Annotated in this window: 13 protein-coding genes; 7 read left to right on the top strand and 6 right to left on the bottom strand. The window is 56.4% G+C overall.

All coding sequences use genetic code 11. The features are described from left to right. From AV059_RS04230 to AV059_RS04210, 5 genes are read right to left on the bottom strand one after another with little or no spacing between them, the layout of a single operon-like run. Entirely contained in the window at nt 1-3,252 is a 3,252-nt protein-coding gene (locus tag AV059_RS04230; RefSeq protein WP_050038693.1) for a VirB4 family type IV secretion system protein, read from the bottom strand. After that, nucleotides 3,252-4,928: a hypothetical protein gene (locus AV059_RS04225; protein WP_050038692.1), complete on the bottom strand. Its 1,677-nt coding sequence runs from the start codon at nt 4,926-4,928 to the stop codon at nt 3,252-3,254. The genes AV059_RS04230 and AV059_RS04225 overlap by 1 nt, the downstream gene beginning before the upstream one ends. Nucleotides 4,929-4,930: 2 nt before the next feature. Continuing rightward, nucleotides 4,931-5,779, bottom strand: a complete 849-nt coding sequence (locus tag AV059_RS04220; RefSeq protein ID WP_050038691.1) for a hypothetical protein — start codon at nt 5,777-5,779, stop codon at nt 4,931-4,933. After that, nucleotides 5,776-7,848 carry a hypothetical protein gene (locus AV059_RS04215; protein ID WP_050038690.1) on the bottom strand — a complete coding sequence of 691 codons (2,073 nt, stop codon included), beginning with the start codon at nt 7,846-7,848 and terminating at the stop codon, nt 5,776-5,778. Before AV059_RS04215 ends, AV059_RS04220 begins: the two co-directional genes overlap by 4 nt. 9 nt (nt 7,849-7,857) lie before the next feature. After that, nucleotides 7,858-8,313: a pilin gene (locus tag AV059_RS04210; RefSeq protein WP_050038689.1), complete on the bottom strand. Its 456-nt coding sequence runs from the start codon at nt 8,311-8,313 to the stop codon at nt 7,858-7,860. 708 nt (nt 8,314-9,021) lie between these two features. Here AV059_RS04210 and AV059_RS04205 point away from each other — a divergent pair. Together AV059_RS04205 and AV059_RS04200 are read left to right on the top strand one after the other, a co-directional pair. After that, the gene (locus AV059_RS04205; protein ID WP_050038688.1) at nt 9,022-9,291 is read left to right on the top strand and encodes a hypothetical protein; all 270 of its coding nucleotides are present in this window, start codon (nt 9,022-9,024) and stop codon (nt 9,289-9,291) included. Further along, complete coding sequence (locus tag AV059_RS04200; protein WP_050038687.1) at nt 9,292-9,543, top strand: type II toxin-antitoxin system HicA family toxin; 252 nt, start codon at nt 9,292-9,294, stop codon at nt 9,541-9,543. It abuts the gene before it with no gap. 430 nt (nt 9,544-9,973) lie between these two features. Here AV059_RS04200 and AV059_RS04195 read toward each other — a convergent pair whose 3' ends face one another. Next, nucleotides 9,974-11,443, bottom strand: coding sequence for an orc1/cdc6 family replication initiation protein (locus AV059_RS04195; protein ID WP_175055189.1), 1,470 nt, complete (start codon nt 11,441-11,443; stop codon nt 9,974-9,976). A gap of 850 nt (nt 11,444-12,293) precedes the next feature. On the opposite strand from AV059_RS04195, the gene AV059_RS04190 reads away from it, so the two are divergent. The 5 genes from AV059_RS04190 to AV059_RS04170 all read left to right on the top strand — a co-directional run bounded on the left by AV059_RS04190 (nt 12,294) and on the right by AV059_RS04170 (nt 16,369). After that, nucleotides 12,294-13,331 (top strand): hypothetical protein, encoded by a 1,038-nt coding sequence (locus tag AV059_RS04190; protein WP_050038685.1) that lies wholly within the window; start codon nt 12,294-12,296, stop codon nt 13,329-13,331. 52 nt (nt 13,332-13,383) lie between these two features. Then, nucleotides 13,384-14,262: a DNA polymerase gene (locus AV059_RS04185; RefSeq protein WP_050038684.1), complete on the top strand. Its 879-nt coding sequence runs from the start codon at nt 13,384-13,386 to the stop codon at nt 14,260-14,262. Nucleotides 14,263-14,383: 121 nt separating this feature from the next. Further along, complete coding sequence (locus AV059_RS04180; RefSeq protein WP_050038683.1) at nt 14,384-14,647, top strand: hypothetical protein; 264 nt, start codon at nt 14,384-14,386, stop codon at nt 14,645-14,647. Nucleotides 14,648-14,777: 130 nt separating this feature from the next. Continuing rightward, nucleotides 14,778-15,344 (top strand): hypothetical protein, encoded by a 567-nt coding sequence (locus AV059_RS04175; protein ID WP_050038682.1) that lies wholly within the window; start codon nt 14,778-14,780, stop codon nt 15,342-15,344. 65 nt (nt 15,345-15,409) lie between these two features. Continuing rightward, nucleotides 15,410-16,369: an ArdC-like ssDNA-binding domain-containing protein gene (locus AV059_RS04170; RefSeq protein WP_050038681.1), complete on the top strand. Its 960-nt coding sequence runs from the start codon at nt 15,410-15,412 to the stop codon at nt 16,367-16,369. The last annotated feature ends 59 nt before the right edge of the window (nt 16,370-16,428 follow it).

Genomic DNA, 16,428 nt, shown 5'->3' with positions numbered 1-16,428 from the left:
TCACTCCGTAGTTCCGAACTCGAAATCAGTCTCTGCCTCGATACCACCATCGGCGATAACTGCATCCGGCTCTGCCTGGTCAAGTGCTACAGACACCACGTCCACCAACTCATCTTCGCTAAGATCATTGAGGACGTGTTCAGCCTTCTCAGGCGATAATCCGTGATTCGTTAGCTCTTGCTCGACTGCTTTGGAATGGACGAACTCTTCGAAGTCAGCAACGTGGGGATCAACCTCGTGAGCAACAACGTCCAGCGCATCTTCCGCATCAGCGTCGAGGTCGATAATCTGCTTCTCTTCCCACGACGTCTTGATCGTCAGCGGGTAATCGCCGTGTTCATCAACGCGGACCAGTGCTTGCGAATAGCCCTGTCCGTCACCCAGTGACTCTTTCCCGGCTTCAGCGTGCTGGATGTAGGACTGCTGTTCGCTCGTCAGGCCAGCGCTTTTCGCGGTCTCATCACCTAGCTCTGGCTCGCGGTGATGCACCTTGATCGGACACATCCCCGCAATTTCCTCAGCAGCGCCCTTGTCCTCGAACTCTGAGAGCGTCTGGGACAGCATCACCAGCCGCAGTCCGGCGTGGCGCTGGTGCCGAGCAATCTGGTTCAGCGACTCCAAGTTCGCGTCGTCGTTGAACAGGTAGTGAGCTTCGTCGATGATGATCTCGACCTTCTGCTGCATATTTTTCGCCTGCTGGTACAGCGTCGACAACAGCAACTGCATAATGAACGACTGCTTGCCGAGGCCACTGCCCGAGCCTTCGACCTGCTGGAGATCCAGATAGACAGCCTTGCTACTGTCGTCGATCAGCCGCAGGTCCGACTCTTTCGAGAGATTGCCGAACGTACTTCCCGGCCGGAACGGATGCAGCGCAATCGAGAGTTCGTTTGCGTACTGCTGGATTTTCTCCTGAGAGGACTCCGTCGTTGCTCCGGGGAACATTCCCGGGTCTGCTTGCAGGCGGTCGACAACTTCCAAGAAATCGCTCAAGTCCGGCGAGTTCGCCGGCGTATGCGTCGACGGGTCCGCTGGGTCGATATCGGACTCAGCGAAGATCGTGTCGATCAGGAACGTGATGAGTCCGCTGTGCATCTCCAAGTCGACATCCCGCGATTGCAGGAAGTTCTCGATGACCCCGTACACTTCGTCTTTTTTTGCTGAGACGGGCTGCATATCCGGGGACTGTTCAAGAACATGAGGCGGCGTCGGATGCATCTCGCACGGATTCAGCGGCGTCTCGCCGCTGATTGTGATCGTCTTTGCATCCAGCATCTTCGCACTGCCGTGCATATCCCCGACCGGGTCGACGTAGATCTGCTTGACGTCCGACCGCTTTTTCAGCATCCGCATCGCCCGAGCCTGCGTGCCGTGAGTCTTTCCGCCGCCAGGCATCCCAGTCACCAGCTCAGAGTGGCCGGTTTCCAGTGCCCACGGGTCGATCAACAGCGAGGAGTCGTTGTGCCCGTGTAGTCCGTACTCGATTCCGTCGTCCATCCGCAGGTAGTTCGACGAAAACGGGAACAGCGACCCGAGCGCTTCCCCAGTCATCGAGGAGAGCCGGTTCTGCCCGAGTTCGTTGGCTCCGATCGGCGAGACTGTCACCAGTCCTGCTTCCTGCCGGCGGGTCGTTCGCTTGACCCCACAGTTCGACGGCGAGTCCCGCAGCAGCGTTTCGAGCCGGTTCGTTTGCTTCCGCAGTTCCTCTTCGGTCTCGGCAGTCAACCGGATGAACGCGCCGACACGGAACAGCGACGTGTGGTTGCGCCGGACCATCTGCCGGATGTACTTCGCCTGATTGACCTCCTGCTCGATATCTTCAGCCTCAAGTTCTCCCTTGTCGTTTTGCAGCATCTTCAGCGACGAGATCCACTCTTTCATCACCGAGACTGCTGCATCCGAGTCGTAGGGATCAACGTAGATTGAGACGTCGACGGCAAGCTCCGTATCCAGCAGCAGTTGTTCCAGCATCCCACTTGTCGGATGTTCGGGATACGTCTCGATCCAGAAGCACCGCGTGTACGTCTCCTGATCGATGAGGGCGTGGTCGGCTTCCCATTCGATATCTGTTGGCGCGACCAGTGACCGGTGGTTCTCTCCCGGTCTATGCAACTGGGAGACGAAGTCAGTCTCGTCGACCTCGTAGTCGGTCCCGCCAACGTCGTCAGTGTCCATGCCCTCCGCAGCGTCGTGGGCTGCAGCACCCTCGCCGTGCTTGATGAGTTCCCGCGCGGAGTATGTCACCGGGGAGACGGAGGACGCCTCTTCGTACTCGCGTTCCGACCGGGTTTCGCAGGCCCAGTAGTCCTCGGTCAAGTGGGCCAGTTCGTGGGGGCTGACCGACCGGCTGCGACACCGGAACATATTGTTGACTGCTCTGTCGACGGTTTCGAGCCGGTCGTGGAGTTTCTTGGCCTTAAACTCCTCTCGCTCGGCATCAGTGAGCGTGTCACTGTCGAATCGAGTGAACAGCCGCCCAATGACCGGTATCCCAGTCAAGTAATCCGCGATGGAGTCGCTGTTCATCTGGAGGTCGTGAATATCGTCGTCAGTGACCCAAACGACGATGTAGTACTTGCGCTGGAGTTCAGTCTCAGTCTCAACGTTGCCGCTGTCGTCGGTGTAGCGGTTGACGAACTCCATGAGGACTCCCCGGAAGATCGAATGGCTCTCCGCGTCGGGGTCGTCGAGTCGGTCGACGTGTGCCTGGATATGGGACTCGTTATCGACCTCGGCCGTCGTGACGTGGAGTTTCGCCCGGCCAGTCAGGGATTCAGACAGGCGTGTGAGCGACTTGACGGCTTTATTCCATTTCTCGTCGTCCTGCAACGACATATTGGCGGGCTCGACCTCGACCGCGCCGACGTACGCTCCGTCGACGCGCTCAATGCCGTGGGGCATGACCCGCTCTAGTCGCGTGACCTGCCGAGTGTCCTGATTCCCCTGGCCGTGAGTGTACTGCCGCTTTTTCACGAGCCAAAACAGTTTGACTCGCAGCCACTCGGTCAACCGATAGTGGTCCGGACGGACTTTGTGCAGGATATAGAGGAAGACCTCGACGACCGCTGTGAGAGCCAACGCTGGGAAGAACAGCGCCGCTGGTACGAACGGCATCCCCATCGCGACGAGGAAGCCAAACGGCGGGATGAGGAACAGGATGAGTTCCCCCAGCGTGTAGTCTCCCCAAAAGTTGGTCGAATCTCCGAGGGATTCGTGGATGATGTTCGTATTGTATTCTTCGTTATCAGCCATTAGTCGTCATCCTCCCGGTGGGGCAGGCCGTCGCGATACACATCCGGCCCTAATACATCGTCATCAGTCGCAAACACGTCTTTGAGCGTGTCATACGACTCGGATTCATCGGAGTCCGTGGTCTCAGTATCGTTCTCGTCGAAGTCGTCGTCGGAGAACGGCGGGGCTGAGTCGGACTCGAACACTCTGGTATCGCCGGAGTTGATCTGCGTCTGGCGCTCCATCTTGGTTTGCTGCTCAATCTTCGTCTGGCGTTCACTAATCGGGGTGTCGTCGCTCTCAGAGTCCCCGGACGAACTCCCATTAGTGAACCTGCTGTTGAGGGCACTTCCGGCAGATGAGCTACTGGACCCGCCAGAGGGCGGTGAGCCACCAGAGCCACCGGACCCGCTACTGCCACTGCCGCCGCCAGAGGGCGGAGCGGAACCGCCTGAACCGCCTGAGCCACCGCCGCCGGAACCACTGTTGCCGCCACCTCCGGAGCCGGTAGGACTACTGCCGCCGCCGGAACCGGTAGGGCCGGTGTTATTGGAACCCCTCTTCATGCCAGCGGGGTTAGCAGCCATCTGGCGGTGGACCATCTGGGCACCCGTGGCAGCACTGCCGACACGCCCTTTTGCAGCGCTTGAGGCAGCTCGAATCGTGCCACCCGTCGCCATTGCTGCGCCGGGGCCACCGACCGCTCCAGCGCCGGCTGTCGCCGCTGCACCAGTGGCCGCCGCACCCACCTTGAGTGGCTTTTTGCCACCGGCGAGTGCCTGTTCGCTGACTTGAATCGCAACGCGGCTACTACGCTGGATGAGGATCTTCTGTGATTTTGCCGCCAAGTACAGCGTCACGAGGCTGATGAACAGCGATAACTTAGAGGGGAGTCCCCAGTTCGTTGCCTCGAAGCTCATTCGTATCAGGATTGCAGGTGGGATGCCCGCAGCAAGGACTCCGGGATACGCGCCGGCGACCTGTTTTGCCAGCCCCGAGAAGCGGTTCAGTGGCCAGACTTCGACTGCCCAGAACGTCGCGACCAGCGGCATCGAGAGGGTCATCAGGAAGACCAGCAGCCACCGGGTGATGAAGATGAACGCCGCCTTCAGGTAGACGTACAATCCGACGATCATCAGAACGACGAATATCCCCAGACTGAGCTCCGCAATTTGCTCGGCTGAGCTGATTAGTGTAGCGATCTCTTCTTTCGACTGACCGGAACGGTAGATTACATTTCCGATAGCGTCGAAGAACTGAGTCCCCAGTGAGGCCACTGGGAGCCAGAAGAACAGCGAAAGAAATGCGACTCCGAGGCGACGTAGGAGTTTCTTCCGGATAACCGGGTTCATCGACCCATATCTAAGCCCAATCATCGCCAAGACGATGAACTGCAGTCCGAGCGCCAGGCCGACTACCCCCTCAAAATAGATACCCGATATTAGCGAGTCCCATGGGGCATTACTCGCAGACTCAAATGCAATGTCGACAGGGGCTGCTGAATTCGGTCCTTCAGGAGCAGGCGTCCGCACCATCGGATCAATAATGGCTTGGAAAAACCCATCAAGATAGTTGATTATCTGCGTTTTAAGTTGAGCAAAGAAGCCGCTGATACCAGCTGTAATTGCCGATGAGAGTTCTCTAATTGCCCTCTCGACGATTTCCTTAACGATTTCTTCACCAATTTCCGACTGCATTGCTACGTCTCCATCTCCGTCTTTGTCGGGGTTGTGGTGACCTCTTCTGGCTCACCAGCTAGGGTTCGTTTGCACCCGTTACCGGTGCTGTCAAACCTGTCGGTATACTGTATAGGTTGGATGACAGTAACCGGGTCACTCCAGAGGAATCCAACAGTCAATTCCTCCTCTCTTAGAGTTGTTTCTTCAACTTTTACGCAGTGCGGGCCATCAGCGAGGAGAAAAGTAAATTCGACAATCCCGGTTTCACCCGGCTTTATTGGTTCAAATGCCTTGCTGTCTTTGTTTTCTCCGTTGAGGATTGTCCGCGTTGCTGCGCCAGTTCGCTGGCCCACATTCCGGACAACCATCCCTAGGCTATCGTCGCGGATCTCTTCATGCTCAGTCCCGGGGACGATTTCCTCAAACTCAAACGTGGTGCCCAGTTCGAGTGGGAGTTCAGTTTCAACGTCATCCCCACGGAGATAGAGCGTGTGCTGGCCCCGAGGCAGCGGTTCGTACGAGTCCTCTCCTTCTGTTAGTGAGAGGCGTGTCCGAGTTTCACCGGAGCTGAAGTAGTCGCTGGAGAACTCCCGACCGGACTCTGTGATGATGCTAACCGATGACGGCTCGATCTCATCGGTCACAGCCACCTCCAGAGCCAATTGGCGGCCGTTCTCGACAATCTCAATCGATGTTTCTTCGATGTAGTCGGACTGCTCTTCTGGCGGGCTGGCACTTCCGCCGTCTCCGCCACTGTCATCAAACAGCCCGCCACTGCATCCTGCAAGCGTGGCAAGACTCCCGCTGAGGAGTCCCAGTACTGTTCTACGGTCGATACTGCTATTTCGTGGTATATCTTGCTTTGTCATGGATTATACCAACCAACAAATTTGCCTCTCGTCCAGACGTCGTAGCCATACAGCGCCAGCACAGCCGGCAACAACGTCAGGAGCGTCACTACAGCGAGGTCGATGAACTCCGAAAGGTCCGGAAGAGCCACCTCATACGCAACGCGTTCTTGCGTGTCCCGAACCGGGACAACACGCCCTTGCTCCCACCAGATTTGGGTCGGACGATACGTGACTATCGCCGAGGAGACTTCGCCCTGGTCGACAGTGACGGTGACCTCATCATCGCCAGAGAGTGATTGTTCGACCCGTGACTGTCCCGTTGCGACAGTGACGTTCCCTGCCGCAATCGGGAAGCCAGCCTTCGGTTCGACCCTGACCAGCAGGTCCGTCGAGTTGTCGGTCGAATTGACGACCTCAGAGGTGATGTTAACCTCCCGGATTGGCGTCGGGTTCGTCGAGTCCGCTGGCTGTTCGATACTGTTTCCGCGGACGAGTCCGTTGATCTCGAAGTTCTCTGTCCGGAGTTGCTCCGCACTCCGAATCGTGAACCGATCCGTGGTTGTGAACGACGCCGACCGGTTGACCCGAATCTCTGGTGGGAGCGTGGTCCTGTTGGTCCCGTTAGCGGTCGTGTTCCCCGTCGTGTTCACAGTCGCATTCGTCGGATACACTGCTTCCAGTGATGGCACGAACCGCCAGCCGTCGGAACTCTCGTTCTGAACGCGGTTGACCGTGACTTCTGGACCTTCCGTAGCCCGGACAGCATGGGTTTCAAGCGGTCTTACTGGCGTCGTCGTGTTCTCCGACCAGTTTTCCCAGCCGGGCGGTGAGCGGGTATAGAACCGCCACTTGCTCCGGACCTCGTATCCGGCATCGAACTGGACGCTCTGCCAGCTGCCGGGGATTACAGTCCCGATTCGATAGTCGTCAGTCGTGGCCCCTCTGCCGTTCGGAACGACGCCGGGCTCGACGACCATCTCCCGCTCGGAGAGATTCTCTACTTGGACCGTCTGTGAGTCCGTGACCGTCAGTTCGTACTCATCAATCTCATCATCGTCAATCTCCGAGAGATTCGTCGAGATCGTCGTCACCAACTGGAGTTCAGTCGTCCCGTTGATCTCGGTATAGTTGAGCGTGGGCTGGGCGGCAGTGCTGTTGTCCATTGCAGTGCCGTTGGCATACAGCGTCGTGTTCGTCGACGTGTTCACCACTCGGAAGTCGTCCTCGAAGAACTCCGAAATGTACACCCGGTAGTCATGGATGGAACGAACGGTCCCATTTGGACGGACCAGACGCGTCGTACCTGACCCTCGATGGACAACCGTCGATGGTTCGACGCTAAAGAACGTGACGTAGGCGTCACGAATCCAGAGCCCAGAGCGAGTATCCGTGACGTTCACTGGTTGCGAGGAGGTCTCGATACCAGTCCGGAACGAGTCGTGTTCAGGCCGGTTCCACAGCGTCGTGTTCGACGGTTCGCGAGAGAGCATATCTCCCGTACATGAAGGCAGAACAGCCAGCGTGCCGTTCTCGGCCCGGTCGGCCCGTGTGAGGTCTGGATGATCGGGGTCGCCAGACCACAGGGCACGGAAGAACGTGTGATTGTGGTTGTACGACCGGTTAGGTGGGAGAACACCCGCCGTCGCGTTGTCCCCAACAGAGGCGTTTGCTGGTGGGTTTGAGGCATTCTCGTAGCACGAGACTTTCGCGCTGAGGTTCTGCCTTGCTCCCATTTTGACGGACCTATTCACGCCTGTCTGGTTCGTTGCCGGCTCTCGGTCAACGGACTCATTGCCCGCGGTTTCGTTGGCTGCCGTTCCGTTGGCCGCTGGGTCACGGCCACTGAACTCGTTTGTTTCAGTGTCGTTCGCTTCCGTTCCCTCTCCGCTGGAGCCATTCGGTGCGGTGGCGTTTTGTTGTAGTACCCCCACGCCACCGTGGCTCGAACCGATGAGGAAGTGTCCCGTCCCCCGCTCAGTCTGGATCTGGGCCGGGCCGGTAGTCCCAGACGTAGGCCCCGCAGCTGCGGCTGTCGAAAGCAGCGAGCAAAGGGCCGCGGTCACCAGCACTGAGCGGAGTGAGGGCATTGTGTGTGCTTAGAATGGCGTCACGCAGTCCGAGAAGCCGAAGCCGACGTTGTCCCCGAACTTCGTGATGAGTTCTGGAGCCACGATTGCCAGCACAACAACGCCCAGACCGACGAGCGAGAGGATGAGGTCCCGCCGGGCCTCGTTTTGCTGGTTCGGGTTGCCAGAGGCCCGCATATACGACAGGCCGCTCCGACCGACGAAGACCATCGTCGCCGGCAGGCCAAGGCCAGCCAGAGCCCCAAAGACGACGTTGACGCCGTCTTCGACAGCTGTGTTGCAGTAAATGTTCCCGACATCGGTCTGGCCCATCGCAGAGCCAGCAAATAGCGTGAGGATCAACAGCAACTGCGTTGCCGGTCGCACGCCGGGCGTGAGCCACGCTTCAGCGAATCGGCGCTTTGCGTGAGTGTAGAGTGTTGGTTGTGAGGTCGATTCGTTCGGTGCGTTAGTTTGGGTTGACATGGATGTCTCTGTTTCGAGCGTCTTGCTTGGCCACCGATTCCCCACCGGTGATCCGCTATCGCGATTGTGTTGGTTTTCTTATACAGTTGGTGAATCCTGTCCTGAATCCGCCACCACCTACTGACAGTGGAATGAACAAATAACTTGTGTCTCAAATATACATTACTCTTGTATAATACGTTGTATTATACTGGGTTACCTAATCGTACGCTGTGGCTTGATTTTTAATGCCCAGTCAGATTGTCTCGTAAGCCGTATTTGAGGTTAATCATAAGAAATCTTATACAGTTGGAAAGTCTAGAAAATAGGCTAAATAGTTGGTAACAAAATCGAAAATATTGTCTGTTTTCTGATAGGTAAGATACATCAGGTAAGACTAGAACTTATCGATAGACGAAAGCATAACCCTGGAACGTTGACAGCCGTGACGGAGACATCCCCCGGTCAGGACGGTCAACATGTCTGACGCTCCTGAGAGTTTCAACCACCGACTGCACACCTTCTTCGTCCGCCTCTGCTTCTACAACGACCGTCACCGACTCAGGCAGTTCTTCCTCGGCTTGCTGACTCAGTTCTTCAGCTCGGCGCTCGTACTCAGCGCTGGTCTTTACCACTCTCCAATTCCACTGGAGCCGATTCCCGCTCACTCACTCCCTGTTGTTTCTGCGCTGACCGAACGTTTATCCCACTCATGCAGCAAATAGAGATATGGCCAGTTCGACACGCAATGGAGATCCCCATGATGACGAGATTCGGATGTGGCGCGAAGGGGATATGTGGGTCATCACAGATGTCGAAACCGGCGTCACCACACAGGGTGAGACTCGCCAGAAGGCCCTAGAAATGCTCGACGATGCGGTTGCGGCCTACAAGGCCGAGCGCGGCCACGAACCTACCGACGAGGAACTACGAGAGCTGGGGATCGACCCCGAAAATAACACGACTGGTGATGGCGAGCTACCCGAGTTCATGCAGTAAATGGCACGGAGTACGTTTTCTGGGAGGGATGTCGTGAAGGTCTTGGTTAATGTCGGCGGCTTCGAGTGGCGCCGGACGACTGGTGACCACGCCCAACTCTACTACCAGCACCCGACCAACGAAAGCGACCAACGACGCGTTACCATCCCGCTGCACGACGAGGTCAAAACGGGGACGCTTCGAAGCATCGCCGACGATGCCGGCGCGAACGATTTTGCAGCGTTCTGTGAATGGGTCGACCGCAATTCGTAGGCACTCTGAATCGCTGCCCCGGATCGAAAGTTTTCAGACTTGAAGGACCGGCCAAACACATCGATAGAGGGGTGTGACGATTCTGAGGACAGGCGAACACATCGACAGAGGGGTGTCCAGCCACCTTTTAATTATTATTTCTGCTTCAATAAAACCAAATATACAAATTCAAGAGGCCTATGCGAATCGAAATTAAAAATCACTCCAAAGTTCGATCGTCGTGATTTCAGGTGTTTCTGGGATTCTCTGAGACGATTACACATCGATAAAGGGGTGTGACGTGCGTCTGACGGAGGGAGAACTAGTCATACTACTAACTGGATTTAACCAGAGTGTGTTCAAGAGGTACGTGTCGTAGTAACGGTTAGCCGATACACATCGATAGAGGAGTGTTCCTTCAGCTTTGATAACAGTCAATAGAAGGGTTTTACTAAGTCTGATTACGGATCTGTGCTTTCACAACAGACTCGACAGCGTCGGTAGATACCATATCGATACGTGAGTCTTCACGAAGCGTCTCAAGAATTGTCTCGGGTCGCTCACCGAACTGGAATTCTAAGAACATTCCAGATGTTGGACCGTGACTCCGCCTCTCGAAGTCAACGAGTGAATACGTCGTCAGCTCCTTCATTTTATTAACATACGTTTCCTGGTGATACTGATCGGCATCAAGCGACTCGGTGAGGAATTGATAGACACGATATCCAGTTGTACTTCGGGCAGATCCATCATCAGTTTCAGCAGCGACCGTCGCTGTCGCATAGAGACACAGCTTCTTCTGGGTGCTGATACCCCGAACAACCTCAAGGACACGATTCTTTTCGACCTTTTGCTGTGCTTCTCGGACGTGTGCCTCTTGAACGCGATCATCCCCCTCGCGTTCGGCAAGTTCACCAGCAACGCGAATGAGATCGATCGCTTTCCGGGCGTCACCGTGTGTTTGCGCTGCAAAGGCTGCTGCAAGTGGGATCACGTCGTCATCAACAACATCATCGTGGAAGGCGTCCTGCCGCCGGCGAAGGATCGCTTGGAGTTGGTTTGCGTCGTAGTCGTTGAAATGCACATCTTCCGGAGTAAACGAACTCAGTGCCCGGCTTCCTACAGACTCCATCATTCTAGTGTCGTTCGAGATTGCGACTACCGAGATATACGCCGTGAGATCATCGTTAGCACCGGACCGCGAGAGTTGATACAAAAGCCGTGAAAATGCCGGCTCCTGCTTATCTCGACGGCCAACGAGCATATCGAGTTCGTCCAGCACAAAGACAACAGAATCGAAATGTTCGTTCACGATTCGGTAAAGTTCGTCCCACTTCTCTTTGGTCGCAACGCCGTGTTTCGGGACTTCGACATCCACGCCAGCTTGGTCAGCTGCCTGTTTTGCCAGTTCATAGACCGCAACCCCGAGGGTGTCTAGATCCTGGCAGTTGACCTCAATTGTTCCAAAGCTGATGTCGCGATTTTCACAGATACGGCTGATGTTGTTACAGACAGCCTTTGTAATGAGTGATTTTCCGGTACCAGACGGCCCATACAGGAAGAGATTTGGTGGACGATTATCTCCGAGTGCGACACGAAGCATCTTGGTGACTTCCTGAAGTTGTTCGTCACGGCCGACAATCCGATCCTCTTCAACAACGTAGTTTGGATCGAGAAGCGACCGATCACGGATCAGTCCGTCCTGTTCATCGAATTCAAGTAGCATATCCTCGATCGACTGCGTGGACTCATCAGAACTGAGATTGGTTGATGGCGATTGTCCGCCGCTGGCCGGGGAGTTTTTTTCATTGGAGTCCGGTTCCGATTCCGCCGTATTTGAAGAAGGGCCCGCTTGCGTCGTGGTCTCGTCCTCCGGTGTTCTCGAATTAACTCGAGAAGGGTCGGAGTCGTCAGTACCCATATTGTGGAGCATACGGGCAAGTCATAAAAATATTCCCCACCCCTATCGAAGTGTGATTTATCGTCTCAGACTATTGTTCGGGTCGAAGGCGGATTTTCAGCTATAGGGGTTCGAGAGAGCAGTAACGCCTAACGAAGTGTTCTAGCAGTAAGGATGGAACATACACACCCCTCTATCGATGTGTTCGATGTCTCGAAGGAGGAGGGCTTGACCGCGCAATTCATCACACAAAGGTACTGTGAGAAGCCCGATATTGCATGATTCACGGGATAGAGCGAGTTATAGTGGGAACCCGGTCTTAACGAACGCCGTCAGTTGCCTTGTCTTCTTCTAGCTTTCTAGAAAAGACACATACACACACCTCTATCGATGTGTTCGATTTGTCCTACAATATTTGTCTTTCTGTCCCCTAGGTTACGACAATTCTTATCGCGATCTTGCAGTCATCTATTCCGTTAACTAGCAGTGGCACGGTCTCTCGGCTCTGTTTTCCTCGCCTATTGTCCTAAATCAGTCTCTATGGTTGTTGCTAGCCTTTACTTGAACAGATCGAACACATCGATAGAGGGGTGTCTGTCTCCCCAAGCATAACACCCCGCCCAGCGTCTCAATCTTTCGAGGCACGAACTGTGACGCTCACACCCACATCACTGCAAACACATCGATAGAGGTGTGTATTGTAAACTGGTCATATTGTGGCTTGAAAATGACTTGACGACTCAGACTACTCTCGTCACCTCTCTAAGCTAAACAGGAATATCGCATTCTGGATGTTTCTCTGAGTTTCTGATATCCTTCTGTATGCTCTGTAAGCCAAACAAAATTTTGTGTTCCTCTGTCGGGTGAGAGGATGGCTAACCTCACAATCGGTACGTTCGGAGACGGAGATAGCGCTGACAGTGACCTCGATCCCAGTGCCGCAAGCATCGCCCGATGTGCGACGACGGGTCGCGCTCCTGATCGCGACGGTGGTAGTTGGGCATCCCCAGACGAGGACTGGGGGCTGACAACGCAGCGGCCAGTGTCGTCGATCAACACGTCGGCTGGTCGAGCGACAAAACAACAGACACGCTGGGTCGTTGACGGAGACGTCGGGGCATATGTTGAGGAGTACGCAGCTGGCGATGTCCTGCAAATCCCAGACACATACGGCGACTTCAGTTCAGTCGACACTCGAGTCACATTCGTCGATGGACTCGCTGATAGCTACGGCTTCGGAATTGACGCACAGGCGCTCGAAAAGGCATTCCGTGTCCTCACTGGTGGTGGGCGATATACTGCCTCAAAATACTCCGCGATTCCGTGCGGAAACCGGCCGTGGATTCTGACGGGGCCAGAAGGGACGCTCCTGTGCAGTTGTATGCCCGTTGACCAGCCAGAGAACACGTCGATGAGGGCGCTTGAAACACCGGAAACGACCCTCCAGATCGAGGAACAGAACAGAACGGTCCTCACGGGGGCCGCTGAGTTTGCCCATCTGCTGTCCGACGCTCTTGGAGTCGATATCGAGGAGGTGAGGTACTCGACTGTTAGAGGGGAAACCCAGCACACATTCGTCGGAGAGGAGGATAAGTACACGGTCAAGGCCAGTGACTTGGCACAGTTGCACGGGTTGACACCCGATCCATCCGTCATCCAGGGGGGAGTCAGCAGTGGAGTCCAGCCCCCAGGTAGTGACGATCTAATCTCAGTTGAATGGGACGGTCCCGACCATCCGGTTGGATATCTCGACGAGGGAGATGTGGTCGCCGGCTACGAATTTACTTGGGAGCAGCCCGAGGAGTCGCTGGAAGACGTTGCAGTCGTTCGAGAATATCGGATAACACAGAACCACTCGCGTTGGACAGTCGACTATCGCACCCATCGCCTCGCGTCGGTCGTTCCCTGACGTCGACGCCGCCCCATTTTGTGCGCCCTCCGGCAAGTGGAGGGTAATCGAGATGTCACAGTCCACAGCGGCCAGTAGCACCGAAGCAGCAACCACAGACGCCGAGGAGAGCATCCCAGAGACCTCGGCGGCTGACGAGACGCAAGCAGACATAGACAGTACGGACCTGCTAACGCTTGATGCGCCGAAGCATCTCCAGATTAGCGGCGAGGTTCAGTTGTTTGAGCGGATCTTCTCGGCGGCTGGCACGGTCACAGACAAGACGCGACTGGGGATTGCAGAGTCGGGAATCGCCATCCGAGCGGCCGACCAGCAAGGGCACTCGATGGTCGACCTGCGTGTTTCTGGGAGTTCATTCAGCACCTTCGACGCGGGGACGGGGACGTTGGGAGTGGACGTCGGACGGGTCCGTGATGCACTCTCGATTGGCGATGCAGGCGACCTTGCACAGTTCGCACTCGATGCGGCGAACAGCACGCTAGAAGTCGATATCGAGGGGATAACGCGCACCATCGAGCTTGACCCGGTTGAATCGCTTCGCTACCCTGTTGAAATGCCGGATATTGACATCCCGGCAACCGTCCACCTGAGTCCAGACGACATATCCCTCGGTCTCGATGCAGCAGATATGCTTGACGACCGGTTTGATCTCTCCGTTGACCCGGAATCCGGAGAAATGCAGTTTGCCGCAGACGGTGACACTGACAGTATGACGTACCGGAGGGAAGACACCGATCTAATTGCCTTCGAGCCTGCGGATGTCGAGGTAAAACTGGACTCGTCGCTCGTCAAATCAGCGAACGCTGGCCTTCCAGACGGAACGAATCGGGTGTTACGCATCGGCAACGAGGTCCCGCTCGTGCTGAAATCAGAGTTCCCTGACGCCGATGGAGCGATGCAGTTCGTGATAGCGCCGAAGCTCCCGAACTGACTCGGGTTCCCGTGGTTTTGCAGAAACGGTGGTGTGTCTTAACCAACAGCGACCGCCATACTCTTCCATTGTTGGTTAGCGCTAATTTTGTGTCTCCCCGGTCGAGTGAGGGATTTCCTTCATGGACCCGACCGAAACAGTTCCAGACTACGAGCGCTTCGAGCGTGAACAGATCGCCCAGGACCGCGACCGGCAGCGTCCTGATACTGTCGAGATCGACGAGCCACGGGGCCGCGATGTCGTCAACAGTCTGCTTGATGAGGGCGTGGTTGAACCAATTCCAGAACAAGAAGTCTTGCAGCACGTCCCCTCCGGACAGTGCTTCAACTCCGACACGGCGCTGGTGTACTTCCACAAGGGGTGGGAGGCTAGAAACGAGGAGTAGCCAACTCGCAGGCTAACCAACACGGTGCTCCATATTCCACTCAGTGTTGGTTAGCGGCAAGGCCTCTTCTCTGACGCGGCGTGCTGGCGTGTCCCGAGAGTTGATACCCTGTCAGAATTTTCCCAAGCGTATGGACCGCACTGACTGGCCGACACCCGGCCCGAACGAGCCTGTTCCGGCGTGGGACGAGTACCGGCAGCTGCGCGAGGCCGTCCACGACTACCTCGATCACGAGCCAGAGGACCCAAGATGGGACGACATCTGGCGGGCGCTCGGCGCGATCATGGGCGAGTTTCAGCGCGATGCGTTTGCCCAAGCCTTCGACCTCGATGAGCCTGCTGAGACAGCCTGCATACGGCGTCTCATTACGGGCGACGATGAGTGCCCGCACTCGCCGCTTGACGCCGACAGCGACCCGAAGGGACCGCCTCACAGCCCGCCAGCAGACGATCACTCGACACTCTGGCTTGACGATGGTGAGCCGGCGTTGTACTCGATGCACGTTTACCCCGGCAATATCGAGCGACTGGAATCGCAAGAGCCACCCCACAATCTGTGGTTCGACGTCTTCGAGTTCGCTTCCGAGTGGGGGCTAGAAGTCTCTGTTCTCCCGAAATCGTGGTACAACCTTGGTTCTGCTATTCACGTCGTCTTTTACCCGCCAGAGAGATACAGAACGCGGTCCCAACAGCAGTAGTCAATTTTCTGTCCCCCAGTGGAGGTGCTGGGGCGTGCCCGAGAGCGTGTCCCGGAGATAGATCAATGTCAACGATACAGTCAGATATGCCGGAGCAGTCCAGCCAGCAGACCACTTGCACCTTCGACGATTCCGACTCCCGAGACGAGGAGATGCGTGACAAACTCGATGCGTGGGTCGAGGATCTCGTCGACCTCACGAACGAGGCCCAGGCCAGCGAGCAGTTCCAGCAGTGGCTTGACGTCCAATCGAAGTTCCACGACTATTCGGCCCGGAACACGCTGCTCATCAAGCTCCAGTGTCCCGAGGCAACCCGGGTCGCCGGCTACAATACGTGGCAAAATGAGTTCGACCGCTACGTCCAGAAAGGCGAGGACGCGATCTGGATCTGGGCTCCAATTATCACGAAGAAGTGCCCCGCGTGCGGAAACTCGCCGTCGTATCACGAGAACACGGACTGTGAGTACGACGAGACAGACCCCGAGCAGTGGCGTCGAGGGTTAGTCGGGTTCCGGCCAACGTCGGTGTTCGATATCTCCCAGACCGATGGCGAGCCGCTTCCCGAACTGGAGACAGAAGCCTACGGCGACCCGGATGGACTTGTCGAGGACTTGTTGGACGCCACCGACGAGATCGGTGTCGACGCGAGAATCGTCGCTCCGGAAGAGTGGGAGCACGGGTCTGCACGGGGTGTCTGCGAGCGTCGGAGCGTGACGACCACGAATCCGATGGTGGAAGCAGTCGACCGTGACAATCGGGCCGCTCTTGCGAGTACACTGATTCATGAGTTCGCACACGCCGATCTTCACTTCGATGTTGCGGATGAGGCGGAGCGTTCGAAGCGTGAGGTCGAGGCCGAGGCAGTTGCCTACGTGGTCAGTCGCCACTTTGGGCTGGACCCCGACAACTCGGCGTTCTACCTCGCGGCGTGGGACGGTGACGCACCAGAGACGTTGCGGGACCGGCTGGACCGTATCTCATCGACTGCAGCGGATTTGATCGATGCCGTCGAAGGTGACAGCTGAGAGGGTGCGGTGTCTTTCCAGTCGTGCTTGAGAGCCATATTTTGTGACTCCCCTTTGGA

It is taken from the genome of Haloarcula sp. CBA1127 (genome assembly GCF_001485575.1).
Classification (GTDB): domain Archaea; phylum Halobacteriota; class Halobacteria; order Halobacteriales; family Haloarculaceae; genus Haloarcula.
This window is presented reverse-complemented; position numbering and strand designations above follow the sequence as displayed.

Excerpts from the sequence above, each read along its gene's own strand:
- AV059_RS04175 (WP_050038682.1), top strand. The coding sequence starts at position 14,778 with ATGGACCGCACTGACTGGCCGACACCCGGCCCGAACGAGCCTGTTCCG.
- AV059_RS04195 (WP_175055189.1), bottom strand. The coding sequence starts at position 11,443 with ATGGGTACTGACGACTCCGACCCTTCTCGAGTTAATTCGAGAACACCG.
- AV059_RS04215 (WP_050038690.1), bottom strand. The coding sequence starts at position 7,848 with ATGCCCTCACTCCGCTCAGTGCTGGTGACCGCGGCCCTTTGCTCGCTG.
- AV059_RS04200 (WP_050038687.1), top strand. The coding sequence starts at position 9,292 with ATGGCACGGAGTACGTTTTCTGGGAGGGATGTCGTGAAGGTCTTGGTT.
- AV059_RS04180 (WP_050038683.1), top strand. The coding sequence starts at position 14,384 with ATGGACCCGACCGAAACAGTTCCAGACTACGAGCGCTTCGAGCGTGAA.
- AV059_RS04170 (WP_050038681.1), top strand. The coding sequence starts at position 15,410 with ATGTCAACGATACAGTCAGATATGCCGGAGCAGTCCAGCCAGCAGACC.
- AV059_RS04225 (WP_050038692.1), bottom strand. The coding sequence starts at position 4,928 with ATGCAGTCGGAAATTGGTGAAGAAATCGTTAAGGAAATCGTCGAGAGG.
- AV059_RS04210 (WP_050038689.1), bottom strand. The coding sequence starts at position 8,313 with ATGTCAACCCAAACTAACGCACCGAACGAATCGACCTCACAACCAACA.
- AV059_RS04205 (WP_050038688.1), top strand. The coding sequence starts at position 9,022 with ATGGCCAGTTCGACACGCAATGGAGATCCCCATGATGACGAGATTCGG.
- AV059_RS04220 (WP_050038691.1), bottom strand. The coding sequence starts at position 5,779 with ATGACAAAGCAAGATATACCACGAAATAGCAGTATCGACCGTAGAACA.
- AV059_RS04230 (WP_050038693.1), bottom strand. The coding sequence starts at position 3,252 with ATGGCTGATAACGAAGAATACAATACGAACATCATCCACGAATCCCTC.
- AV059_RS04190 (WP_050038685.1), top strand. The coding sequence starts at position 12,294 with ATGGCTAACCTCACAATCGGTACGTTCGGAGACGGAGATAGCGCTGAC.
- AV059_RS04185 (WP_050038684.1), top strand. The coding sequence starts at position 13,384 with ATGTCACAGTCCACAGCGGCCAGTAGCACCGAAGCAGCAACCACAGAC.